The sequence below is a fragment of the Beijerinckiaceae bacterium genome (assembly GCA_004564215.1).
GTDB lineage: Bacteria > Pseudomonadota > Alphaproteobacteria > Rhizobiales > Beijerinckiaceae > Methylocapsa.
This window is the reverse complement of record CP024846.1, coordinates 1,703,706-1,727,305: the sequence shown is the minus strand read 5'-3', so window position 1 is coordinate 1,727,305 and position 23,600 is coordinate 1,703,706. Positions and strand designations below refer to the sequence as shown.

At 59.4% G+C, this 23,600-nt stretch carries 26 protein-coding genes and 1 riboswitch; of the genes, 11 read left to right on the top strand and 15 right to left on the bottom strand.

Annotated features, from left to right (window positions below; all coding sequences use genetic code 11):
- The first annotated feature begins 215 nt into the window (after nucleotides 1-215).
- From CU048_08185 to CU048_08175, 3 genes are all read left to right on the top strand, one after another.
- On the top strand, nucleotides 216-761 hold the full coding sequence (locus CU048_08185; GenBank protein ID QBR72767.1) for a hypothetical protein: 546 nt from the start codon (nucleotides 216-218) through the stop codon (nucleotides 759-761).
- Entirely contained in the window at nucleotides 758-1,117 is a 360-nt protein-coding gene (locus CU048_08180) for a cupredoxin domain-containing protein (GenBank protein ID QBR71264.1), read from the top strand. Before CU048_08185 ends, CU048_08180 begins: the two co-directional genes overlap by 4 nt.
- A 167-nt stretch (nucleotides 1,118-1,284) precedes the next feature.
- Entirely contained in the window at nucleotides 1,285-2,718 is a 1,434-nt protein-coding gene (locus tag CU048_08175) for a hypothetical protein (GenBank protein QBR72766.1), read from the top strand.
- Nucleotides 2,719-2,728: 10 nt separating this feature from the next.
- On the opposite strand, the gene CU048_08170 is transcribed toward CU048_08175, so the two are convergent.
- From CU048_08170 to rplU, 7 genes are all read right to left on the bottom strand, one after another.
- The gene (locus CU048_08170; protein QBR71263.1) at nucleotides 2,729-3,337 is read right to left on the bottom strand and encodes a nicotinic acid mononucleotide adenylyltransferase; all 609 of its coding nucleotides are present in this window, start codon (nucleotides 3,335-3,337) and stop codon (nucleotides 2,729-2,731) included.
- Nucleotides 3,338-3,357: 20 nt separating this feature from the next.
- Entirely contained in the window at nucleotides 3,358-4,656 is a 1,299-nt protein-coding gene (locus tag CU048_08165; protein QBR71262.1) for a glutamate-5-semialdehyde dehydrogenase, read from the bottom strand.
- On the bottom strand, nucleotides 4,643-5,851 hold the full coding sequence (locus tag CU048_08160) for a glutamate 5-kinase (GenBank protein QBR71261.1): 1,209 nt from the start codon (nucleotides 5,849-5,851) through the stop codon (nucleotides 4,643-4,645). Before CU048_08160 ends, CU048_08165 begins: the two co-directional genes overlap by 14 nt.
- Nucleotides 5,839-6,876: a GTPase ObgE gene (obgE, locus tag CU048_08155; protein ID QBR71260.1), complete on the bottom strand. Its 1,038-nt coding sequence runs from the start codon at nucleotides 6,874-6,876 to the stop codon at nucleotides 5,839-5,841. The genes CU048_08160 and obgE overlap by 13 nt, the downstream gene beginning before the upstream one ends.
- Before the next feature lie 117 nt (nucleotides 6,877-6,993).
- On the bottom strand, nucleotides 6,994-7,662 hold the full coding sequence (locus CU048_08150; GenBank protein ID QBR71259.1) for a GNAT family N-acetyltransferase: 669 nt from the start codon (nucleotides 7,660-7,662) through the stop codon (nucleotides 6,994-6,996).
- Between the two features lie 179 nt (nucleotides 7,663-7,841).
- Complete coding sequence (locus CU048_08145) at nucleotides 7,842-8,117, bottom strand: 50S ribosomal protein L27 (protein QBR71258.1); 276 nt, start codon at nucleotides 8,115-8,117, stop codon at nucleotides 7,842-7,844.
- A 92-nt stretch (nucleotides 8,118-8,209) separates the two neighbouring features.
- Nucleotides 8,210-8,566, bottom strand: a complete 357-nt coding sequence (rplU, locus tag CU048_08140; GenBank protein ID QBR71257.1) for a 50S ribosomal protein L21 — start codon at nucleotides 8,564-8,566, stop codon at nucleotides 8,210-8,212.
- Between the two features lie 451 nt (nucleotides 8,567-9,017).
- Between rplU and CU048_08135 the strand changes: the two genes are divergently transcribed.
- Both CU048_08135 and CU048_08130 read left to right on the top strand, forming a co-directional pair.
- On the top strand, nucleotides 9,018-9,395 hold the full coding sequence (locus tag CU048_08135; protein QBR71256.1) for a hypothetical protein: 378 nt from the start codon (nucleotides 9,018-9,020) through the stop codon (nucleotides 9,393-9,395).
- Between the two features lie 9 nt (nucleotides 9,396-9,404).
- A complete protein-coding gene (locus CU048_08130) occupies nucleotides 9,405-11,426 on the top strand; it encodes a peptidase M23 (GenBank protein QBR71255.1) in 2,022 nt (673 codons plus the stop codon).
- Between the two features lie 221 nt (nucleotides 11,427-11,647).
- Here CU048_08130 and CU048_08125 read toward each other — a convergent pair whose 3' ends face one another.
- The 3 genes from CU048_08125 to CU048_08115 form a co-directional block, all read right to left on the bottom strand.
- Nucleotides 11,648-12,301, bottom strand: coding sequence for a hypothetical protein (locus CU048_08125; protein QBR71254.1), 654 nt, complete (start codon nucleotides 12,299-12,301; stop codon nucleotides 11,648-11,650).
- A gap of 362 nt (nucleotides 12,302-12,663) precedes the next feature.
- Nucleotides 12,664-13,554 (bottom strand): tRNA glutamyl-Q(34) synthetase GluQRS, encoded by an 891-nt coding sequence (locus CU048_08120; GenBank protein QBR71253.1) that lies wholly within the window; start codon nucleotides 13,552-13,554, stop codon nucleotides 12,664-12,666.
- Nucleotides 13,551-13,736: a hypothetical protein gene (locus CU048_08115; GenBank protein QBR71252.1), complete on the bottom strand. Its 186-nt coding sequence runs from the start codon at nucleotides 13,734-13,736 to the stop codon at nucleotides 13,551-13,553. Before CU048_08115 ends, CU048_08120 begins: the two co-directional genes overlap by 4 nt.
- Nucleotides 13,737-13,802: 66 nt before the next feature.
- Here CU048_08115 and CU048_08110 point away from each other — a divergent pair, with 66 nt between their 5' ends.
- The gene (locus CU048_08110) at nucleotides 13,803-14,501 is read left to right on the top strand and encodes a phospholipase (protein QBR71251.1); all 699 of its coding nucleotides are present in this window, start codon (nucleotides 13,803-13,805) and stop codon (nucleotides 14,499-14,501) included.
- A 13-nt stretch (nucleotides 14,502-14,514) separates the two neighbouring features.
- On the opposite strand, the gene CU048_08105 is transcribed toward CU048_08110, so the two are convergent.
- Entirely contained in the window at nucleotides 14,515-15,267 is a 753-nt protein-coding gene (locus CU048_08105; protein QBR72765.1) for a methyltransferase type 11, read from the bottom strand.
- A gap of 139 nt (nucleotides 15,268-15,406) precedes the next feature.
- On the opposite strand from CU048_08105, the gene gloB reads away from it, so the two are divergent.
- Together gloB and CU048_08095 are read left to right on the top strand one after the other, a co-directional pair.
- Nucleotides 15,407-16,177, top strand: a complete 771-nt coding sequence (gene gloB, locus CU048_08100) for a hydroxyacylglutathione hydrolase (GenBank protein QBR71250.1) — start codon at nucleotides 15,407-15,409, stop codon at nucleotides 16,175-16,177.
- Between the two features lie 54 nt (nucleotides 16,178-16,231).
- The gene (locus tag CU048_08095) at nucleotides 16,232-16,684 is read left to right on the top strand and encodes a cupin (GenBank protein QBR71249.1); all 453 of its coding nucleotides are present in this window, start codon (nucleotides 16,232-16,234) and stop codon (nucleotides 16,682-16,684) included.
- Nucleotides 16,685-16,714: 30 nt separating this feature from the next.
- Here the strand turns inward: CU048_08095 and phaR are convergent, their stop codons facing one another.
- Nucleotides 16,715-17,347, bottom strand: a complete 633-nt coding sequence (gene phaR, locus CU048_08090) for a polyhydroxyalkanoate synthesis repressor PhaR (protein QBR71248.1) — start codon at nucleotides 17,345-17,347, stop codon at nucleotides 16,715-16,717.
- A 26-nt stretch (nucleotides 17,348-17,373) separates the two neighbouring features.
- Nucleotides 17,374-17,667: a hypothetical protein gene (locus tag CU048_08085; GenBank protein ID QBR71247.1), complete on the bottom strand. Its 294-nt coding sequence runs from the start codon at nucleotides 17,665-17,667 to the stop codon at nucleotides 17,374-17,376.
- Nucleotides 17,668-17,734: 67 nt separating this feature from the next.
- On the opposite strand from CU048_08085, the gene CU048_08080 reads away from it, so the two are divergent.
- The 3 genes from CU048_08080 to CU048_08070 all read left to right on the top strand — a co-directional run bounded on the left by CU048_08080 (nucleotide 17,735) and on the right by CU048_08070 (nucleotide 20,827).
- Nucleotides 17,735-18,910: an acetyl-CoA C-acyltransferase gene (locus tag CU048_08080; GenBank protein ID QBR71246.1), complete on the top strand. Its 1,176-nt coding sequence runs from the start codon at nucleotides 17,735-17,737 to the stop codon at nucleotides 18,908-18,910.
- A 115-nt stretch (nucleotides 18,911-19,025) separates the two neighbouring features.
- Nucleotides 19,026-19,751: a beta-ketoacyl-ACP reductase gene (locus CU048_08075; protein QBR71245.1), complete on the top strand. Its 726-nt coding sequence runs from the start codon at nucleotides 19,026-19,028 to the stop codon at nucleotides 19,749-19,751.
- A 134-nt stretch (nucleotides 19,752-19,885) separates the two neighbouring features.
- A complete protein-coding gene (locus CU048_08070) occupies nucleotides 19,886-20,827 on the top strand; it encodes a hypothetical protein (GenBank protein ID QBR71244.1) in 942 nt (313 codons plus the stop codon).
- Nucleotides 20,828-20,834: 7 nt separating this feature from the next.
- On the opposite strand, the gene CU048_08065 is transcribed toward CU048_08070, so the two are convergent.
- Complete coding sequence (locus CU048_08065) at nucleotides 20,835-21,374, bottom strand: hypothetical protein (protein QBR71243.1); 540 nt, start codon at nucleotides 21,372-21,374, stop codon at nucleotides 20,835-20,837.
- 211 nt (nucleotides 21,375-21,585) lie between these two features.
- Nucleotides 21,586-23,418, bottom strand: a complete 1,833-nt coding sequence (locus CU048_08060; protein QBR71242.1) for a phosphomethylpyrimidine synthase ThiC — start codon at nucleotides 23,416-23,418, stop codon at nucleotides 21,586-21,588.
- Nucleotides 23,419-23,483: 65 nt separating this feature from the next.
- Nucleotides 23,484-23,583: riboswitch (TPP riboswitch) on the bottom strand.
- Between the last annotated feature and the right edge of the window lie 17 nt (nucleotides 23,584-23,600).

Genomic DNA, 23,600 nt, shown 5'->3' with positions numbered 1-23,600 from the left:
AAAGTTGCAGGTAGATTCAAATCAAGGCAAATCGCTGAGTCCAGTTAGCTTAAACCTATTCTAAACTAGGTATTTTAAAATGATTTTAAAATAGATAGGGCTTTTTTCAATGTACACGCCCGCTATTTCAGTATCGAAATCGCTTGTTGATGCGGTATAATTATTTAGAAACTCCCGGATTCGAAATCATACGCGGGGCTTTCCAGGGAAGCAAAATGACACGGACCGGCTTTACTTTCATTTGCATGGCGGGAGCCCTTGTCATTGCATCCCCCCTCGCGGCCAAGGAATATCCCATTGGCGCACCTCAGGAGAAGAATGGAATGGAAATTGCTGCAGTTTATCTGCAGCCCATTGAGATGGATCCGCCCGATGCGATGCGTCCCGCCAAAGAGTCCGACGTCCATATCGAGTCCGACATTAAGGCGGCCAAGGACAACAAAAATGGTTTTGCGCAAGGGGATTGGATTCCCTATCTCGCCGTCGCTTATGAATTGACGAAGCTCGATGACAATCAAACGCAAAAAGGCGAGTTCATGCCGATGGTCGCCAATGACGGACCGCATTATGGCGACAACGTCAAAATGATGGGGCCGGGCAAATATAGACTGACGCTTACAATTTCCCCGCCGAGCGAAAATAAGCACGTCCATTTCGGCCGCCATGTCGATAAGGAGACCGGTGTCGCCCCTTGGTTCGCGCCCTTCTCGGTCGATTATCAATTCATCTTCGCCGGAGCGGGAAAGAAGGGCGCCTATTGAAACAGCGGCGGAGAGTTGGCTTGCGTGTCTTATGGGTGCCCTTGCTCGCGCTTTGCTGGGTCGTCGTTTCGACCAGCGCGCATGTGGAAGAGGAGCCTGTTTTTACGATCGAGTTCGACAACGGAAAGGTCGAACCGCAGCGGCTTGAAGTTCCGGCCAATCGGCGCTTTCAGCTGCAATTGCGCAACAAAGGCGATACGCCGGCCGAGTTCGAGAGCAATGAATTGCGCAAGGAAAAAGTCCTTGCTCCGCAATCGACATCGATACTGGTGTTCAGGACGCTTGAACCGGGCGAATATGTTTTCTTCGACGATTTCCACCCCGACGCGCCGAAGGCAGTGCTGATCGCGAAGTAGAGCATGATCCCGCAAAGTTGCAGACTTTTCGGATGGGGTCATGCGGCACAACAGATAAAAGCATGATCCCGCAAAGTTGCAGACTTTTCGGATGGGGTCATGCCCGCAAGAGTTGGAGACTGGTTTTTATGGCGGCATTTCTGGTTTCGCCCGAGCCCGCCGAACCTATGGCGCAGCCCGCGCGGCCCATCTCGCCTTCCCGCCTTGAACCGCCGCGCCCGAATTTGCTTTCGCGCGGCCTATCTTCGTTCGGCAATTGGCTGCGGCATCACCAGCGCCTGATCCAGCGCGGGCAATGGGTGATTGTCGGCATTTATATCGTGCTGGTCGCGGTGCCGGCATTTCTGCCACTGCCGGGGCGGCTGGCGCATATCTTCGACAATCTGACCTTGTTCGCGCAATTCGCTTTCTGGGGCATTTGGTGGCCCTTCGTCCTTCTCAGCATGATCTTGGTCGGCCGGGCGTGGTGCGGTCTGTTCTGCCCGGAGGGCGCGCTCACCGAGATGACCAGCCATTTCAGCAGAGGCCATGCGATCCCGCGCTGGATCACCTGGAGGGGCTGGCCCTTTGTGGCTTTCGCCCTCACCACGATCTACGGCCAAATGGTGAGCGTCTATCAATATCCAAAGCCGGCCTTGCTGATCCTTGGCGGCTCGACCTGTGGCGCAATCCTCGTGGGCTATCTCTATGGCCGCAACAAAAGGGTTTGGTGCCGCTATCTCTGTCCGGTGAACGGCGTCTTTGGATTGTTGGCCAAGCTTGCCCCGGTGCATTTCAGCGTCGATCAGGAGGCTTGGACTCATTCGCGCCAAACCGGCAATGCCGGCGTGCGGGCCGTCAATTGCGCGCCGCTCGTTGCCATCCGGACCATGCAGGGCAGCGGCGAGTGCCACATGTGCGGGCGGTGCAGCGGCTTTCGCGATGCCATCGAACTCGCGCCGCGCTCGCCCAATGATGAAATCCTGCATGTCGCCGGAGCCGCACCGAAACCTTGGGAAAGTCTGCTCATCATTTTCGGCCTGATGGGAATCGCGGTCGGCGCCTTTCATTGGAGCGTCAGCCCCTGGTATGTCGCGCTCAAGCAGGCGCTCGCCGGCTGGCTTGTCGATCATGCGATCATGTGGCCGCTTCGGCTGCAGCCGCCCTGGTGGATCCTGACGGATTATCCCGACGTCAACGATCAAATGACCGTTCTCGATGGCGGCGTGCTCTTGATCTATATCTTCGCGACCGCGATCGCGATCGGCGCCTTGGTCTCATCATGCTTGTGGCTGGCCACACGCAGCCTTGGCGCCTGGTCGAGCCCGAGGTTTCATCATTTCGCGCAGAGCCTCATCCCCATCGCGGCCTGCGGCGTGTTTCTCGGTTTGAGCGCGATCACCGTTACGGCGCTCCGTAATGAGGGTCTGTCGGTTGCTTTAGCGGGACCGTTGCGGGCTGTGCTGCTGGCCGGCGCGGCGCTCTGGTCGATTGTCCTTGGCTGGAAGATCGCGGGCCAGGGCACACGGCACTTGGCCCGGCAATGCGTAGCAGCGCTCTTCGTCGGTCTTGCAGCGTCGATCGGCGCAGCAAGCTGGGTGATGCTTTTCTGGGTCTGGTAAGTCCGGCGCTTCAGTTGGACACGAGCGCGCGGGGCGAATGCGCTTCTTGCCGCACCGCCGTCGAGGACATCGGTGAGCGCGGCCCGTGCAGGAAAACAAATGCAGGCGGCGCGGCCGTGGCAAGTCGAGCGCTGGCATTTTCGCCAAGTCGATAGCGTGCAAGGGCTTCCGCCGCCCGCCCATGCAATGCTGTCAAGGTCGAACCGGGGCGATCGATGACGGCGATGGGAACAAGTTTTGCGATATCGCGCCAGCGTTTCCATCGGTCGAAGTGCAGAAAATTATCCGCTCCCATCAGCCAGACGAAGTGAACGCCACGGCAGCGCGCTTTCAAATAGGACAGCGTCTCGTAGGTATAGACGGTGCCGATCGTGGCTTCGATCGCAGTGACTTCGATCCGCGGATGATGACTTGCCGTGCGCGCGACTTCGATCCGTAAAGCCAGCGGCGCCAATTGGCGGGTGTCTTTCAACGGATTGCCGGGACTGACGAGCCACCAGACCTGATCGAGGCGCAAACGCCGGAGCGCGATCAAGCTCACTTCCCGATGACCGTCATGCGCCGGATTGAAACTGCCGCCTAGAAGCCCGATGCGCAGGCCTGGCGCATGGGGCGGCATTTTGAAAGGGCTTACGACACTCAAGGGCGAATCTGGCCGTTGCCGCGGACGCGATATTTAAAGGAGGTCAGTTGTTCGAGACCGACCGGGCCGCGCGCATGCATCCGGCCCGTTGCGATCCCGATCTCGGCGCCAAAACCGAACTCGCCGCCGTCGGCAAATTGCGTCGATGCATTATGCATGACGATGGCGGAATCCACCTCTTTCAGGAAGCGCTCCGCGGTCGCTTGATTTTCGGTGACAATGCAATCGGTATGATGCGAGCCGAAGGTTTCGATCTGGCCGATCGCCTGATCGATTCCCTCGACCACACGAATGGACATGATCGCATCGAGATATTCGGTGCTCCAATCGGCCTCGCTGGCGGGCGTAACCCGAGGGTCCACGGCGCGCACCGCTTCATCGCCGCGCACCGCGCAGCCGGCATCGAGCAGCATTTTGACGAGCGGCCGTAAATGGGTTGGCGCGCAGGCACGATCGACGAGAAGGATTTCCGCGGCACCGCAAATACCGGTCCGGCGCAGTTTGGCATTGAGAACGATGGTTTCCGCTTTGCAAAGGTCGGCGTCGCGGTCGATGAAAATATGCACAATGCCTTCGAGATGCGCGAACACCGGAACTCTTGCTTCCGCCTGGACGCGGGCCACGAGGCTCTTGCCGCCGCGCGGCACGATCACGTCGATATTTCCCTGCAGGCCCGCAAGCATCTCGCCCACCGCCGCACGGTCCTTTGTCGGCACCAGAATGATCGCATCCGCGGGCAGGCCGGCATCGATCAGGCCCGCGACGAGGCAGTCATGGATTGCATGGCTGGAGAAAAAGCTTTCCGAACCGCCACGCAAGATAGCTACATTGCCGGCTTTCAGGCAGAGCGCTCCGGCGTCGGCGGTGACGGCGGGGCGGCTTTCATAAATGACGCCGATCACGCCGAGCGGAGTTGCGACGCGCTCGATGACAAGACCATTGGGGCGATCGAGCCGCGCCAGGATGCGCCCGACCGGATCGGGCAGGGCGGCAATTGCGTCGAGTCCTTGAGCCGCGGCCTCGATTCGGGCGTCGTCGAGCGCCAGCCGGTCGAGGAATGCGCTCGCCACATTGTTCGTCTTGGCCGCCGCCATATCACGCGCATTGGCGGCAAGAATTTCGGGCGCCCGCTGGCGCAGCATGGAAGCCGCCGTGCGAATCGCCCGGTTCTTGGCTTCGGTCGAGGCGAGCGAAAGCCGGTGCGCGGTGGCGCGGGCTGACCGCCCGATTTCGGCCATCAGGCCGGCGGTGTCGGAGTGGGCCGCGCCGCCCTCGATTCGCTTAAGAGGTTCCATTGCCGATCGGCTCCGTTGTGCCGTTGCGATCCGAGGTGACGACCATATCGTCGCGGTGGATGATGACCGTGCGCCCCGGTGCGCCAAGCAGGCTCAGTATATCCTGCGAATTGCGTCCGGCGATCAAGACCGCCTCGATCGCATCATAGCCAACGAGGCCCCGTCCGATCTCGGCGGCCCGCGGATCGCGGATCAGGACGCAATCTCCGCTCGTAAAATTGCCCTCCACCCGGGTCACTCCGGCAGGCAAGAGGCTTTTACCATTCATGATCGCCCGCACCGCTCCGGCATCGACATGCAGAACGCCGCGCGGTTCGAGCGACCCCGCAATCCATTTTTTTCGTGCGGTCACGGGATTGGAGCCGGTGAGGAACCAGGTACAGGGCACGCCGTCATCTATGCGCGAAATCGGGTGCTCGACCCGGCCGTCGGTGATCAGCATATGGGTGCCGCCGGTCGTTGCAATCTTTGCCGCCTCGATCTTGGTGCGCATGCCGCCGCGCGACAGCGAGGAAGCGGCGCCGCCGGCCATGGCCTCGATCTCGGCGCTGACCCGGAAAACCACCGGGATCAGCTTGGCGTCGGGATTTTCCGCCGGGGGCGCGGTATAAAGCCCTTGAACATCGGAGAGCAGGATCAAAAGATCGGCGCTCGCCATGGTCGCGACCCGCGCCGCCAGGCGGTCATTGTCGCCGTAGCGGATCTCATTGGTGGCGACCGTATCGTTTTCATTGATGACGGGCACGGCGCGGAGATCGAGCAAGCGTCCGATCGTCGCCCGCGCATTGAGATAGCGCTGGCGTTCCTCGGTGTCGCCGAGCGTGACCAGGATTTGCCCGGCGGTCAATTTTTGATCGGCCAAGACCTCGGCCCAGAGCCGCGCCAAGGCGATCTGGCCGACGGCGGCCGCTGCCTGGCTGTCTTCGAGCTTGAGATCGCGTTCCGGCAGCGCCAGCACGGTTCGCCCAAGTGCGATCGAGCCAGAAGACACCACCAGAACATCGGCGCCCTGCCGATGCAGATCCGCGATGTCCTGCGCGAGCGTCACGAGCCATTTGCGCTTGGCGCCGCCCTCGGCCCGATTGACCAGCAAGGACGAGCCGACCTTGATCACAATGCGGCGAAAATTTTTCAGGCATGGCAGCGCCGCCGGGAGAGCCGTCTCGACTTGGCCGGCCGTACTCACGGATGCCACTCCGCGATTGGGCCGGGCTGAACCTCTTGCGCAGCGCGCGCCTCGTCGATGACGCTTAACAGCCGGCGCAGAGTTTCGCGCAAATTGGTGCCGGTTGCGGAGGAAAGCCGCAAGGGCGTTTGCTTGGCGGCGCGTTTGAGGCGCAGTGCTTGGGCCTGCAAGGTTGCGGCATCGACGGTGTCGATCTTGGAGAGCGCGACGATTTCCGGCTTCTCCGCCAGTCCGCCTTCATAGGCCTCAAGTTCGCGGCGCACGGTCTTATAGGCCTTGCCCGCATGTTCGGTCCCGGCATCGACGAGATGAAGCAGCACGCCGCAACGTTCGACATGGCCGAGAAACCTATCGCCGAGCCCCACCCCCTCATGCGCCCCTTCGATCAAACCCGGAATATCGGCGATGACAAATTCGCGGCCATCGCAGGACGCAACCCCGAGCTGCGGATGAAGGGTCGTAAACGGATAATCGGCGATTTTCGGCCTTGCCGCGCTGACGGTCGCAAGAAACGTCGATTTGCCGGCATTGGGCAGGCCAATGAGACCGGCGTCGGCGATCAGTTTCAAACGGAGCAAAATGACGCGCTCCTCGCCCTCTTGGCCCGGATTGGCGCGGCGCGGCGCCTGATTGGTCGAGGTTTTGAAATGGGTGTTGCCGAAGCCGCCATTGCCGCCGCGCGCAAGCCTGACCCGTTGTCCGACCTCGGTCAAATCCGCAAGCAGGACGTCGCCTTCCTCGTCGAAAATCTGCGTTCCCGCCGGCACTTTCAAAATCGCATCGGCGCCTTTGCCGCCGGCGCGATTCTTCCCCATGCCGTGCATGCCGGTGGCGGCCTTGAAATGCTGCTGGTAGCGATAGTCGACCAATGTGTTGAGACCGGAAACGCATTCGGCGATGACGTCGCCGCCGCGGCCCCCATCGCCCCCGTCCGGGCCGCCGAACTCAATGAATTTCTCGCGCCGGAACGACAGACATCCGGCCCCTCCGTCGCCGGACCGGATATATACCCTGGCAGAATCAAGAAATTTCATTGCAAATCTTCGCCTTGGCTTGGGATCCGATCGATTCCACGCGGACCGATCATGCGCCCGAATAAAATTGCGCGCGACAACAAATTCAGCGCCGTGGGTCGAGTGAAATCGCGGCCGTCAGCCTTCAACGCGGCGGGCGGCGGCAAGCGCTGCCGGGTCGCTTATGTCGCGGCCTTGCTGTGCCATAGGCGGCATGGGTTGGCTGCTGTTGCCCTCCCGCAACCGGCCAGCCCATGATTTGCGATCGAGAACGAACCGATCGCACGGATGCATGCCGCCTCGCGCGGGCAGGAAATCGAGGCCGGTATCGACAAAGCCGAAACCGGATTTCTCGAGAACTCGGCGAGACGCGGGGTTGCTCGTGCGGGAGTTTGCGACGATCCGCTCTGCCGGGGTCACGCTGAACACGGTCGCGACAAGCGCCTTCACGGCTTCGCCGGTCAGGCCCTTGCCCCAAAAGGCGGGCGCCAACACATAGCCCAATTCGACATCCTTGAGCGCGGCAAAGGTTGCGCTCACGAGCCCGATCGTCTGATGCACATTGCTCTTGAGGGTCATCGCCAGAACAAGCGCGGATTTATTGGCGTTGTCCGCCCGCGCCTGGAGAATGAAGCGTTCGGCTTCGCCCGGGGGATAGGGGTGCGGAATGGCCGCCGTCATCCGCGCGGTCTGCGGCAAGCTCGCAAAACCGGCAATCGACGCCGCATCGGACGCGCGCGGCCAGCGCAGCCATAGCCGCTTCGTTTCGATGCGAAAAATGTCGTCCGAAGTGAGATCCGGGAACATGTGAGCTCCGGTCAGCAGACCCCTTGCGGAGTCTTGAACCAAAAAGGGTGGTGGGCTCCCCCAAACCCTCTCGGGCCTTCCGGACTCTTCTTCCTTATTTCAGGAGCGTTTTTCAGTTCAGAAAAACCAAGTCCACCGTTCCAGGGGAGCAGGTGGAGGTTTTTCTAAGGTCTCCACCTTTATTGAGCCGCCTCTGCCTGCGGCAAAGGTACGACGGAAACATATGACCGGCCATCGGCCTTGGTACGGAACTCGATCTTACCCTCGGTCAAGGCATATAACGTGTGATCCGTACCCAGTCCGACATTCGCGCCGGGATGCCACTTGGTTCCGCGCTGGCGCACGATGATATTGCCACCGATGACGAATTCTCCGCCAAATTTCTTGACCCCGAGACGCCGACCTTTGGAATCTCGGCCGTTGCGGGATGAACCGCCTGCCTTCTTATGTGCCATCGATTTGGCTCCGAATTTTCCTGCGCGACGCGCGACTCGCCTTGCGGCCCTCTAAAAATCAAATCCCGTTCACGCCATCAGGGTGAAACGGGTTATTCACCGGCTGCGCTGGCGCTCTTAGCGGTAGGCTTGGCGCCGCCCGTTACAAACTCGGTGATCCGCACCAGGGTCAAATCCTGGCGATGGCCGCGCTTGCGCTTGGAGTTTTGCCGCCGCCGCTTCTTGAAGGCAATCGCCTTCGGTCCGCGCTTGTGCTCGACGATCTGGCCTGTCACGCTTGCGCCTTCAATGAAGGGAGCGCCGAAAGCCGGCACGCCATCCTGAGATAGCATGAGAACGTCGTCGAACGTCACGGTATCGCCAGGCTCGCCGACGAGCGTCATGACGGTGATCGTATCTTCGGCGGTGACGCTATATTGCTTTCCGCCGGTTTTGATGACTGCGAACACTTGACTTCCCTTGTATCCGATGCGGCTCCGCCGCTGGCAAAGTTTTCGGCGACCGAATTAAAGCGATCCGTGCAACCTGGATCGGATCCTAAACCAAAGCTCTCGCGGCCGCATGTTATTTGTCGCGGACCGCTTTCCTTTCGCGAAGTCGTGCCATGCAACATGGTGCGCCGCCACGAAGATAGAGCGGCATACCGAGGAGAATGTCCCCCGCATCGAACTCCGATTAAGGTCCAAAAGTTTGGAAGCCCGCGAATTCGGATCGTCTTTTAAGCGCCCGAATAAATCACGAAACGATGTCCAGCGGAAAGGATGACTAAAGCCTAACCCTCTGGAGTCCTTAATCCTTTAGAGCGCTTACACGCATCCCCAAATGTCATAGGCGAGGGTGCTTGCAAACACAAAAACCGCGACGTTAATGTCGCGTTGACCGTGGCTTCCTCTACAAAGCTTGGCGTCGCTTGTCAACCAACCGAGCGTTATTTCGGCCGCCTCGCCGCCTGCGAAATCCCTGCGGTTTTGGATCGGGGCGCGGGCAGACTCACTGCGCGTCTTCGCCGTGAGCCCCTGGCAAGCTGCGCCGTATTTGAGCCATCTTCAAAAGGTTAGCTTCGCAAGAGCTTTTTTTGAACGAAGCAGTGTCCGTTTCTTTCCGATCTCGCGCATTTGTCTCTCATTTCAACCGCTTTTGCGGATGGTTTCAATTGGGGCGCAGGATTTTCGGGGCTCGAAGAGCCTGCCGAGGCCTCCAATGTTCTGGGGCCTTCTCCAATCTCCTGCCGCTCGGGGTCATGCGCATGAAAGTCGGTGGCGTTGCACGCGGGGTTGAACCAACGCGATGATGATGGACGCACAGGTCCGAAGTCCAGGTCTTAGCATTGGGTTTGAGCCTGCGATGCGGCGCGCAGACGCTGAATTCGGGCTCGACCCGGCCATTGAAGTCGATGGCGGGCATCACACTTCATTCGATAGACGGCGGGTCTCGCTTCGGTGGTTTTCCGGCACGCTTCTCACCGGCGTTTCCGGAGCCTTGCTGATTGGCGCGGCGATCTACGCGGCGCTTGGGCAGCGGACCTATTTCGCCGAGCCGCCCTCGCCCGCGCTCTCACAGCGTAAGGAGATCACCCTCGACTTCGGGGTCAATCCCCATAAGGGAGACCGTCTGGTCAAGGCCGTCGATCTGGTGGCCGCGAAGCAGAGTTTTCAGGCGCCGACCGCGATGCGCCTGGGCGAAAAGGAAGTCGTTAAAGTTCAGACCTTCACCCATGTTCAAACGACCTTGGCCATGGCGAGCGTCGGACTTTCCGAGGAGGTCCCGCCCTTTAACCCTCTGAAAGTTCTTGCCAACGCGCGCAATCAGATGGACGCCGCGCAAGAACCCGTTCAGGACGACGCCGAGATTTCCTGGTCGACCCGCGATCTGGCCGGCCAGATTTTTTCAAGTCAGAGCACTCTGTCGCTGGAAGAGGTGCAGGCTCAGGTCGCCGAGCAGGTGAAGAACACGCTCGAAGCCGGTTCCAAACCGCTCGCCTTGCCGCCGCAACTTCTTCTGATGCGAACGTCCCGTGCCAATCTCCCCGGCGTTCTGGGCTACGCCAATTCCTCCGAACCGATCACGACGGCCCCATTTTCCACGATCGAAGTCCGCATGGTTCCGGAAAACGTGTCGAACGTTCCGCGTTCGTCGCAGATCTTGCAGCCGACGCAAATGGAGGAACGCCTCGTCGTGGTCCGGCACGGCGAAACGATCGAGGACGTGCTCCGCTCCGTCGGGCTCACCAAGGACCAGATTGCCAGTGTCGTGGCCGCCTTCAATGTCCAGCGCGGGGAAGCGGCCGTGGCGGAAGGGCGGCGCCTGAAGCTGTTGTTCGCCGATCTCGACGGCTCCGGAGCCAATATGACCCTGGCCCGCCTATCGGTGTATTCCGACGAGACCTTGGAAACGAATATCGCGATCAACGATCATGGCGGCTACGTCCAGATGACGACGCCGCGTCGCACAGCCAAGAAACAGGCTCACGACGACAGCGACGATGACGACACGACGAGCGGCATGCGGCTTTACGATTCGCTCTATGAAACTGCCCTGAAACAAGAAATTCCGCGCCCGATCATCGACGATTTGGTCCGCATCTTTGCCAATGATGTCGACTTTCAAAGAGCGGTCACGGGAGGAGATACATTCGAAGCCTTTTACGACGAAACCGAGGAAGGCGAAGGGCACAATCAGCTTCTCTACGCGTCCATTACCGCGCACAATGAAATCTACCGCTACTACCGGTTCCAGACTCCCGATGACGGCCTCGTCGATTTCTTTGACCAGGACGGGCGCTCGACCCGCAAATTCTTGGTGCGCATGCCGATCGTCGGCGGCCGGTTCACCTCCGGCTTCGGCATCAGATACCATCCCATTCTCGGCTATTCGCGTCCCCATACGGGGGTCGATTGGGCCGCGCCGATCGGGACGCCCATATTTGCCGCCGGCAGCGGCACGATCACCCAGGCGGGCTGGGATTCAGGCTATGGCCGACGGGTCGAGGTCCAGCACGCCAATGGCTACATCACAACCTACAATCACTTGTCCGGGTTCGCCCGCGGCGCCACCCGTGGCGCGCATGTACGCCAGGGTCAGGTGATTGGCTATCTGGGCCAGACTGGCCTCGCGACAGGCCCGCATCTTCATTATGAAATATTAGTGAACGGGCATTTCGTGGATCCGATGCGGGTCAAGCTGGCCCGCACCCGCGAATTCGATGGTCGCATGCTCGCCAATTTCAAACGCGAACGAGACCGCATCGACGCGTTGCTCGCCAAGGCGCCAAACGCCCAGCGGGTCGCCACGCGTCAGGCGGATCGGTAATCGCGGCTGGCATTGAGACCGGGCGCCTGCTTGTGGCGCAGGCGTGAATGAGCGGACGGCTTAAGCAGCTTCCCCCCGAAAGCTGCTCTCGCATTTGCAACGCCTAGAGCGCTTCCCGATCAGATGGAATCATCTGATCGAAAAGGAAACGCTCAAGTTCAACGAGTTGGAGCATGTTCTGATCGAAAAAGTCGGTCAACTTTTTCGGAACATGCTCTGGGTTAGCGGAGGTCGGAAATGATGACCGATTTGTCCGAGCCGATGATCTTGGTGCGCAGGAGGGTATCTCCGTCGAACCAAACCTCGCGCGCGAATTCGCCGTTCAGCGTATCAGCGATCTTGTAGTGATGGGCTTTATGCGCCACGCCGTTGATCGTGATGGTTTCATCGCCGATGTCGGTAACCTTGATGGTCAAGGGCTTGCCGGTGTCGGGTTCGAACGCCTCGACCCGATTGATCAGATCCTTGCCCCATACGCTTGCGGGGCCGGCCGTCTTGGGCAGGTCTCGATGCTTGCCGTCAACATCCATGTTCAATTTGTCGGGCGCCAAAGTGACGTCGACGGCATGTTTGGTCCCGTTGTCGTTGGTCCGCGACTTAAAGGTGATAAGCTGGCCGTTCTTCCAGGTCTCGTTGCAGGAGTATTCGTAACGATAGGCTTCGATAAACATCACCTTGACCGAGAGGTCGGTCTTGATTTTCACGGTGGTCGTATCGTTTTGTTGTTCGATATCGACCAGGTCGGTGCCGATTTTCGTGCCTTCGCGGACAATATCAAAGACCTTGTGGATCTTGGTCGCGGCAGGAGGGTTGTCTGCGCCGGCGGGCGAAATGGTCAAGGCGAGCAGGGGCAGGAAAAAAGGAATAATTCGCATAATCACCACCGTTTTTGGGGATGTCCCGGCCTTAAAGGATAAAAACGTCGGTTCTAGGACAAATTGCCAGGACCAAGCCGGATGCTCAAGTCGAATTGAATAGGCTCAAGCCGGGAAGGCCGATTTTTGGGTTAATGGCGTTCAAGAGCGGGATGAGGAAAAGTGGAACCCGGTTTTCCGCCCGCATCCCGCTCTAAGCTTTTGGAATCGATCACGTTATGATCTTAGGTGTGCGGGAATATGAAGGGAAGTGGAAGGCGTGCTTAAAACCTCGTTGATTCAGGCGCATGCACCCAAGCCTATCCTTGGAGTCAGATCAACCACAAAACAAAGCCGGCGCCCGTTCTCGCAATGAATTGAAATTATTGCAGGACGGCGAAGCTCAAGGCGGGGGCCAGACGTTCGCGCACAGCAACCGGAGAAAGCCCGTTTTGGCGCAAGGCCCTCAGCGGTTGGGCGCGGGTGCTTTTCGACAATTTTTGTCCGGAAGCATCGCGCAAGAGCCCATGATGGTGATAGGACGGCGCCGGAAGATCGAGCAGGACCTGCAACAGACGATGCAGGCTCGTGGCCATAAACAGATCTTCGCCTCTTACAACATCGGTCACACCCTGGATCGCATCATCGACCACGGCGGCAATGTGATAGCTCGCAGGCGTATCCTTGCGGGCAAGGACCGCGTCGCCCCAAAGAAATGGTTCGGCGCAGACATCACGTCCGCGTGAATCGGGCCCATATTCGCGCCAATTGATCGGGGCCGTGATTTTCGCGAGGGCCGCGTCCATGTCGATTCGAAGAGCGCTGTGGCGTCCGGCGGAAATGCGCCGTCGCTGTTCTTCCTCCGAAAGATGTTTGCAGGTTCCCGGATAAAGCGGAGAACCATCCGGATCCCGGGACCAATTCGGGGACCCGGCCACGGCATTCATGATTTCGCCGCGCGAACAAAAGCATGGGTAGGTCAGGCCCTGCGCGGTTAGGGTTTCGAGGGCCTTCGCATATTCGGGAAAATGCTCGGATTGGCGACGGACCGGCATCTCCCATGAGAGGCCAAGCCAGTGGAGATCTTCGTAAATCCCCTTTTCGAATTCAAGTCGGCAGCGTTCGAGGTCGATATCCTCGATTCGCAAAAGTAAACGTCCGCCCGACGCGCGCGCCATTTCGAAATTCAACAGGGCTGAATAGGCGTGGCCAAGATGGAGGTAGCCATTGGAGGATGGCGCGAAACGGAAAACGCGGTTAAAAGTCCGTGTCATATCTCAGGCTCCAAACCCGAGTTCCGAATCTGATAGCGCGGCTGCGGCAACGCAAGACGCAGCATTCGACTCGCGCTGCGCAGGATTGCGCCCGAATTTTTATACAGGCAATCCAAATTAGCCCTTAACCACAGCCCGTAAAAATCCTGCAGCAAAAGCCTCAGCGAATGCGTCCTCGCCATCTGCTTGACCTTTGCAAAAAAACAGCCTTCTTCGGCGTGACGAGAATGAGGGGCAGCGGAACTTAAATGGCGGTTACAATCGAGGGCCCGCGTGTCGCGGCGAAATCGCGCGCGGCAAAGCAGCTGATTGTCTTCCTGCATGGCTACGGCGCCAACGGCAATGACCTGATTGGGCTTGCCCAGCAATGGCAAGGTCTGCTGCCGGATGCAGCTTTTGCCTCGCCCAACGCGCCGGAACCATGTCCTGAAGCGCCCGCGGGCCGGCAATGGTTCCGCTTGACGATGCGGGACCCGACCGAACGCTGGAACGGGGTTAATCGAGCTGCTCCAATCCTCAATGCCTTCCTGGACAGCGAACTTGACCGTTGCGGTCTGGACGATACCAAACTCGCCCTGGTCGGTTTCAGCCAAGGGGCGATGCTTGCCCTTCACGCCGGGCTGCGGCGAGAGCGGGCACCGGCCGCAATCATCGGCTATTCCGGCGAGTTGGTTGGGCCCGAGTATTTGGATCAGGTCGGCAAATTGCGACCGGCCGCCAAATCACCCCCGATACTGCTGGTCCATGGCGGCCAGGACGAAGTCATTTCGCCTGAGGCGCTGTTTCTTTCGGCCGAGGCTTTGGCCGACGCGGGGATTGCTTCCCAATGGCATCTGTCCGCCAATCTCGGGCATGGGATCGATGGGCCAGGCCTCATTCACGGCGGATTGTTCCTCGCCACATGTTTTGGCCTCAAACAAGCTCCCGCCGTCAAACTGCGTCGATAGGTCGGTTTCCGCGTCAGCCGCAGATTCCGGGCGCGATGCCGCCCGAGTCCGGAGCCAGAACCGGTTGCAGGCTCGGGACCGCATAAGTCGCGGCCCGCCGCACGCCGACTGGCCGGTACAGCAATTTGGTCGCCTCGACGATCAGAACGCCGCTCCATGGCAAGGAGAGGCTGGTGCCGATCTCCTCGACGAAGGCAGCCGAATGCAACAGGGTCCGGCGTTGAAAAGGGGGGACGTAAAGCGCTTCCGACCAATGGGTTGGCGAAAACAGCGTCTCCCGCATGAGTTCACCGAGTTGCGCGCGCGAATAAGGCTGCCCATGGCCGAATGGGGTCCGGTCGAGACGCGCCCAGAGACCGGAGCGGCACGGCACGACCACTATCACCCGGCCGCCGGGCGTCAAAATCCGCCAGACCTCGGAGAGAAGGTCGCGCGGATGCTCGGTGATCTCGAGGGCATGGACGACGAGGGCCCGGTCTATGCAGGAGTTCGGCAAGGGCATTGCCGTCGTCTCCACCAGCGCCGATGAAGACAAGCCCGAAATCGGCCAGTTCAGGACCCCTTGCTCGGCCGGCATGAAGGCCAGTACCCGTACCGCCTCCTCGCGGAACACTTCGAGATAGGGGGTCGCATAGCCGACGCCCAGGATCGAATAGCCGCTGCAATTGGAGAAGCGCTCGCGCACGATCTTTTGAATGACACGCCGCGCGACCTCGCCCAACGACGAGCTATAGAAAGAGCGAAGGTCAACAACATCGATCGACATGGGTTCGGCTAGGTTAGCGCGGACGGAGCAGATGTACGAGGGGAAACGATGATCTCCCCTTCGCGTCAAAAAATAAAGCCTTGATTGATCCTCGCAGTTCGCCACTTTCCTGGGAACGCCATTCAGGAGCATCGCCGCCATGGCTGCCCAAATTTACCAGTTTCTTTGCCTTGCCGACAATTTCGGGGTCCTCGTCCATGATCCGAGCACCCAGGCGACGGCGGCGATCGATGCGCCCGACGCGGTGCCCATTCTGGCCGCGCTCGCGGCCAAGGAGTGGGTGCTTACGGATATTCTGGTCACCCATCACCATTTCGATCATGTGCAGGGAATTGCCGGTCTCAGGGCCAATTTTCCGCATGTCCGCGTCACCGGCCCGGCCAAGGAAAGCGCCCAAATCGGCAGTCTCGACCGCGCGGTCGGGGAGGGCGATCTTGTGACCATTGGCACGCTCGAAGCGAAGGTCATTGAAGTTCCTGGTCATACCTCCGGCCATATCGCCTATTGGTTCGAGGAAGAGAATATTGTTTTTGCCGGCGATACATTGTTTGCGATGGGCTGCGGCCGTGCGTTCGAGGAACGCCCCGCGGTGCTGTTTCATTCGCTGATGAAACTGGCCGCGCTTCCCGGCGGCACGAACATCTATTGCGGCCATGAATACACATTGGCGAATGCGCGTTTCGCCTTGAGCGTCGATCCCGGCAACAGGGTCTTGAAGGCGCGCGCGGAAGAAGTCGCCCGCCAGCGCAAGGACGGAAACTTCACCCTGCCGACCACGATTACAAAAGAACTGGCAACGAACCCCTTTCTTCGCGCCGGCAACCCCGCTATCCAAACGGAGCTTGGCATGATCGGCGCAGACCCTGACGCGGTCTTCGCCGAATTGCGCGAACGCAAGAACCGCGCATAGGCCCATCGCCGACCGAAGCAGAGGCCGGCACCCAGATATTCAGCGGGCAAAATAATGACCGATCCTTTGGCTGGCCGGAGCGCGGATGAAATCATCCGCATGCTCGACTTGTCCGCACATCCCGAAGGCGGATTTTTCCGGGAGACCTTTCGCGATTCGAGACAAGATTCGAACGGTCGCGCCGCTTCGACCTTGATCTATTTTCTGCTCGCCGCCGGGCAAAATTCGCATTGGCATAGAGTGGATGCCACCGAGGTCTGGCATTTCTATGCGGGAGCGCCGTTGGAGCTGAAGATTTCGCAAACCGGTCACGACCTGCAGATTCATCATTTAGGGTGCGATCTGTTTGCCGGGCAGCGCCCGCAATATGTCGTGCCGGTGCATTGCTGGCAGAGCGCGGCGACGCGCGGGGCTTGGACCCTTGTCGGATGCAGCGTCGCGCCGGGGTTTGAATTCTCGGGCTTTCAACTTGCGCGGCCGGAGTGGCAGCCGGGTTTGCCCGAATAGGCTTGGCGTGATCCGCAAAGGTCGTAAGGCTTATTCTTTCAAGACGAGCGTTTCGATCCGTTTTTGCAGGGCATCGAGCTGCCGCTTCATTTCCTCAATATCGGTTTGGGATTTATGTTCGGCGCTCGCGTCCGAAGGCTCGGAGGCTGGTTTTTCGTCTGGCTTGCTTTCTGAATTTTCCGACGATGTCTGGAGCGGGTTGCCAAACGGATTGAACATCGTGAGCGCTTGATTGAACAGCGCCATGTTCTTGCGGGTCTGTTCCTCGATCGATCCGAACAGCGGCGCGGCGACCGGCGCACCAAAATTACTGGCGACCTTGTCGCGGAACTTGGCTTGTTCGCTCGTGAGCTTGCCGATGGTGAACTCAAGATAGCTTGGCACCAGCATTTGCATGCTGTCGCCATAAAAACGAATAAGCTGGCGCAGGAAGGTGATCGGCAGAAGACTTTGCCCGTTCTTCCCCTCTTGTTCGAAAATGATCTGGGTCAAAACCGAACGTGTGATGTCTTCGCCAGTCTTGGCATCGAAGACGAGGAAATCGTCACCTTTCTTGACTATGCAGGCGAGATCCTCAAGCGTGATATACGCGCTCGTCGCGGTGTTGTAGAGCCGCCGGTTCGCGTATTTTTTTATGATAATGGGACTGTTTTCTTTACCCATGGCCGCTACCGCCTCTTGCGTGGTGTCTAACCTAAGCAGGTTTCTCTTGATCTGACCATAGTTTCGATCCGAACGGGGAGGCTCGCGGTTGCTGCCGCCTTGGAAGGCAGTTCGAACCAGGGCTTCGGAAGCAAGCGCCAACCCCTCTTGAGAGGTTGCTTGATGCGGGGCACCGCGTAAATGCATTGTGACAATCTAATAAATACAAGCATAAGGATATAAGCATAACGCCAAAGCAAAAAGCCTTGCAATTCCTCGCAAAAAATTGCCTGCATTGCGGAGCCGAAGGCCGAACCTTGGCTCGCAAGCTTCAGCCTCAAGTGTTACTATAACCGATAAAGCCGGAAACGCGCACGCTGCGGCTTTAGGTCCAGGAGGGATACCCAAATGTCGGGTGATATTGTTATTGTGAGTGCGGCGCGTACCGCCGTCGGTTCTTTCAACGGCGCCTTTGGCGCGACGCCGGCCCATGAACTCGGCGCCGCCGTGATCAAGGCGGCGCTCACCCGCGCCAAGGTCGATGCCGCCGAGGTGGACGAAGTGATTCTCGGCCAGGTTCTGACCGCCAATCAGGGACAAAATCCGGCGCGTCAGGCCGCGATAAAGGCCGGTATTCCCAAAGAGAAAACCGCCTGGGGCCTTAATCAAGTGTGCGGCTCGGGCTTGCGCGCGGTGGCGCTCGGCATGCAGCAGATCGCCAATGGCGACGCGAAAATCATTGTCGCCGGCGGTCAAGAGAGCATGTCGCTGTCGCAGCACGGCGCCAATTTGCGCAACGGCACCAAGATGGGCGACCTCAAATTCGTCGACACGATGATCCGCGATGGACTGACCGACGTCTTCAACGGTTATCACATGGGCCAGACGGCTGAAAATGTCGCGGCAAAATGGCAGCTCAGCCGTGAAGAGCAGGACCAATTCGCCGTCGCCTCTCAAAACAAAGCTGAGGCTGCGCAAAAAGAGGGACGGTTCAACGAAGAGATCGTACCGTTCACCATCAGCGGCAAAAAGGGCGACGTCGTCGTCGCGGCGGACGAATATATTCGCGCGGGTGCGACACTCGATGCGCTCGCCAAGCTGAAACCGGCCTTTGCCAAGGAAGGCACGGTCACCGCCGGCAATGCGTCAGGCATTAACGACGGCGCGGCGGTGCTGCTCCTGATGAGCGCGAAAGACGCGAGCGCGCGCGGGCTTGTTCCGCTGGCACGCATCGCCTCCTGGGCCACCGCCGGTGTCGATCCCGCGGTGATGGGGACGGGGCCGATTCCAGCGTCCCGCAAGGCGCTCGAGAAAGCCGGCTGGAAAGTCAAGGATCTCGAACTTGTCGAGGCCAATGAAGCATTCGCGGCGCAGGCCTTGGCCGTCAATAAGGACATGGGCTGGGATCCCTCCATCGTTAACGTCAACGGCGGCGCCATTGCGATCGGACATCCGATCGGCGCTTCCGGCGCGCGCGTCCTTGTCACGCTGTTGCATGAGATGCAGCGGCGCGGTGCAAAGAAGGGCCTCGCAACGCTCTGCATCGGTGGCGGCATGGGCATTGCGCTGACCGTCGAGCGTTGATCTTCGTCAATCGCGCCGCTGTCCGGATCATCCATGCTTCCGGCGAGCGGCGCGTTTGAAAACCGATCAGTAATAAGAAAATTTCTGAAATCAAAAAATTAGAGGGATGGTACACATGTCCAGGATAGCGGTAGTCAGCGGCGGCTCGCGCGGGATCGGGGCCGCCATCAGCAAGGCGTTGCAAGCGGCTGGACACAAAGTCGCCGCAACCTATGCCGGCAACGATGAAGCTGCCGCGAAGTTCAAGGCCGAGACCGGAATCGCCGTCTATAAATGGGACGTCTCAAACTACAAGGCCTGCGCCGAAGGCCTCAAGAAAGTGTGCGAGGATCTCGGGCCGATCGAGATCCTCGTGAACAACGCGGGGATCACGCGCGACATCATGTTTCATAAGATGACGCCGGAGCAATGGTATGAGGTCATCAACACCAATCTGAATTCGCTGTTCAACATGACCCGGCCGGTCATCGAAGGCATGCGCGAACGCGGTTTCGGGCGGATCGTCAACATCTCCTCCATCAACGGCCAGAAGGGCCAAGTCGGACAGACCAATTACACCGCCTCGAAATCCGGCGACATCGGCTTCACCAAATCGCTCGCCCAGGAAAATGCCAACAAGGGCATCACGGTCAACACGATTTGCCCCGGTTACATCGCAACCGACATGGTGAAGGCCGTGCCGGCGGAAGTGTTGGAAAAATCCGTGCTGCCGCAAATTCCGGTGCGGCGTCTGGGTGAACCCGAAGAGGTGGCCCGCTGCGTTCTGTTCCTCGTTGCCGAAGAGTCGGGCTTCATCACCGGTTCGACGCTCAGCGTCAACGGCGGCCAGTATATGGCGTGATCGCCCGGCGTTCCCAAACAGAGCGGGCCGCGGGATCCTCCGCGGTTCGGCGTGAAACCAAGCAATTGCCACCCATGTTTTAGGGAATCGCTCGGGACGTCCTGTCCCCCGCTTTTGTTGGGAGGCGCGGTGAGATGACCGAGTCCAAAGAGTCGAGCCTGCCCGCTGCGATCGAGGCTTTTCCAAGCCTGAAGTTTGATGAATGGCACGCGACCTGCGCGACGCTTCATCTGTGGACGCAAGTGATCGGCAAGATCCGGCTTGCCCAAGCCACGTCGATCAACCACTGGTGGCATGTGCCCCTCTATGTGACCGCCCGCGGACTCACAACCTCGCCCATGCCCTATGGGCTACGCAGTTTCCAGATTGATTTTGATTTTATCGATCATCGCCTGCTGATCCAGACCAGCGACGGGGCGAGGGAGTCGTTTGCGCTGCAACCGCAAAGCGTCGCCGATTTCTATCGCGCGGTCATGCGCAGCCTCTCCGCGCTTGGACTCGACATACGGATCTGGACTACTCCGGTCGAGATCCCTGACCCCATTCCATTCGAGCAGGACGTCGCGCATTGCGCTTACGATCCCGGCTATGCAAATCGGTTTTGGCGGATCCTTCTGCAGGCCGATCGGATTTTTACGGCTTTCCGAGGCCGCTTCGTTGGCAAGGCGAGCCCGGTTCATTTCTTTTGGGGGAGTTTCGATTTGGCGGTGACACGCTTCAGCGGACGGGGTGCGCCGGTCCATCCGGGCGCGCCCAACATGGCCGACAAGGTCACGCGGGAAGCCTATTGCGACGAGGTCAGCAGCTGCGGTTTCTGGCCAGGCGGTGCGGGCATGGAAAGACCGATTTTTTATTCCTACGCCTATCCGACCCCCGCTGGATTTGCGACGGCGCCGGTTCGCCCCGACGCGGCCTTCTTCAGCCGCGACATGGGGGAATTTATTCTCCCCTACGACGACGTCCGGCAGGCTGACTCTCCAGAAGAAGTTCTCCTCTCCTTCCTGCAGAGCACCTATGAAGCCACCGCAAACCTCGCGCATTGGGATCGAACAAAGCTCGAGCGCGTGGTTGCCTGATCTTGGTTCAGGCGGCGCTCTTGCGCTTCAAACCCTCTTCGTAGGAAATTGCCTCGTAGTCCGAAAGCGAGGCGTATTTCAACCCAACGTCGGCAAGGGCGTCGAGCTTGGCCGAGGTGTCGAATTTCTTGAGCTTCACCTTGTCGACGTAAAAAATGTCGATCAGGCAATTGTAGACGGTCTCGTCGTCGATAGAGACGATGAAAATCTTAGCCGCGCCGATCGGTATATACCAACGGCAGCCGAGCGGAATGTCCGCGACATAGATGAGATATTTGCCTTCGCCATCGAGCGCATCGCCGAAGGTCTCGACGAGCTTGGGCAAGGTCGCATATTCCTTGATGGATCCGGCCATAAAGCCGATCGCCGGCTTGCCGCTTTCGGAGACCGTGAAAACATCCTTCAGGACGGTTTCCGGGTCATCGTAGGAAATGTCGCCGCGAAAGCCGAACCGGCCTGCGACATGGGTGTCCGCCTTCAGGGCCGGCTTAAGGAGCCGGCCTTCAGCCTCCAATTTGGCGAAAGGCGTGTCGGTAATAGCTGTCATAAATGATCCTCAATGTCGTAAACTCGCCAACAATTGGGTCAATCCGCGCACTCCTTGAGTATCGAGCGCGCAATTTGGCGAGATCGACGGCTAGGATCGGGGTCCTTCCTTGGTGACGCCGTTCCATCGAAACCCCTCCGAAGAGCTTCGATTTGGAACGTCTATTATTTAGGCAAGCAAATTATGTGCCTAAGCCTTTTGGCTTTGCCCCTCACACGTAAAGCTTGCCGCCTTTTTCCAAAAACTCGGCGCTCTTTTCCGCCATGCCTTTCTCGACTTCGGCCATCGCCGCGACCTCGTCTCGCAAGTCCTGGGTGATCTTCATCGAGCAGAACTGCGGGCCGCACATCGAACAGAAATGCGCGGTTTTATGCGCGTCCTTGGGCAGCGTTTCGTCGTGGAACAACCGCGCCGTATCGGGGTCGAGACTCAGATTGAACTGATCCTGCCAGCGGAAATCGAAGCGCGCGCGGGACACGGCATCGTCGCGGATCTGCGCCGCGGGATGGCCTTTGGCGAGATCGCCGGCATGTGCCGCGATCCGATAGGTGATGACCCCAACCTTCACATCGTCGCGGTCCGGCAGGCCCAAATGTTCTTTGGGCGTCACATAGCAGAGCATGGCGCAGCCAAACCATCCGATCATCGCCGCGCCAATGCCCGATGTGATATGATCATAGCCCGGCGCAATATCGGTGGTGAGCGGCCCGAGCGTGTAGAAGGGGGCTTCGCCGCATTCCTCAAGCTGCTTTTCCATATTGATCTTGATCTTGTGCATCGGCACATGGCCGGGCCCCTCAATCATGACCTGGCAGCCTTTTGCCCAGGCGATCTGGGTCAATTCGCCCAGCGTCTCGAGCTCGGCGAATTGCGCCCGGTCGTTGGCATCGGCAATCGAGCCTGGGCGCAGACCATCGCCGAGCGAGAACGACACATCATAGGCGCGCATGATGTCGCAAATCTCATCGAAGCGCTCGTAGAGAAAGCTTTCCTTGTGATGCGACAGGCACCAGCGTGCCATGATCGAGCCGCCGCGCGAGACAATCCCGGTGGTGCGCCGCGCCGTCAGCGGCACATAGGCAAGGCGCACGCCGGCGTGGATCGTGAAATAATCGACACCCTGCTCGGCCTGTTCGATCAAAGTATCGCGGAAAACCTCCCAGGTGAGCTTGACCGGATCGCCGTCGACCTTTTCGAGCGCCTGATAAATCGGCACCGTTCCGATCGGAACCGGCGAGTTCCGCATGATCCAGTCGCGGATATTGTGGATGTTGCGCCCGGTCGAGAGATCCATGACGGTATCGGCGCCCCAGCGGATCGCCCAGACCATTTTTTCGACTTCCTCCGCAACCGACGAAGTTACCGCTGAATTGCCGATATTGGCGTTGACCTTCACCAGAAAATTGCGGCCGATGATCATCGGCTCGAGTTCCGGATGATTGATGTTTGCGGGAATGATCGCCCGGCCCCTTGCGATTTCGTCGCGGACGAATTCGGGCGTAACGAAGGAAGGGATCGAAGCGCCAAAACTCTCGCCGTCGGCAAGACGCACTGCTGCATCTTCCTGCATCTGTTCGCGGCCGAGATTTTCCCGCGCCGCGGCAAAAATCATTTCCTCGGTGATGATCCCGGCTTTTGCAAATTCATATTGCGTGACGAGCGCGCCATCACGGGCTTTGCGCGGCAATCTATTGGCGGGGCAGGGCGGGACCAGACGGTCCAGGCCAACACTGCCATTATCTTCGGGCCGCACGGCGCGCCCGGAATAAGCATCGAGCCCTTCACGGCGGGCAAGCCAGGGCTCGCGAATGGCCGGGAGCCCTTTGGAGAGATCGACTGTGATCGCATCCTGCGTATAAGGCCCGGAGGGGTCGTAGACTCTGACGGGCGGCTCATGCGCGGCTGGATCGAGGGTGATTTCCCGGAACGGCACGGCAATGTCGGGCCTGCCTTGCGGGTGATGATAAATCTTCTTCGAGCCCGGCAGCGGGCCGACCGTGACGCTTTGCGGAACGAGATTTTGCGGCTTGTTTTGAATATTCATCGCGATGCTCCGCTCGGGTCGTGACCAACAAGCAGGAGGGGCTGGCGCGAAATGGCCCAATGGGCTCGTCTTCGCTTTGCCTTATCCCTGCGCTGGCATTACCCAGATCAGGTTCTACGGGTGTAATCTCAGCCGCCGTTACCGGCAGCACCCCAGGGCGAACCCCCAACATAGAGCGGCCA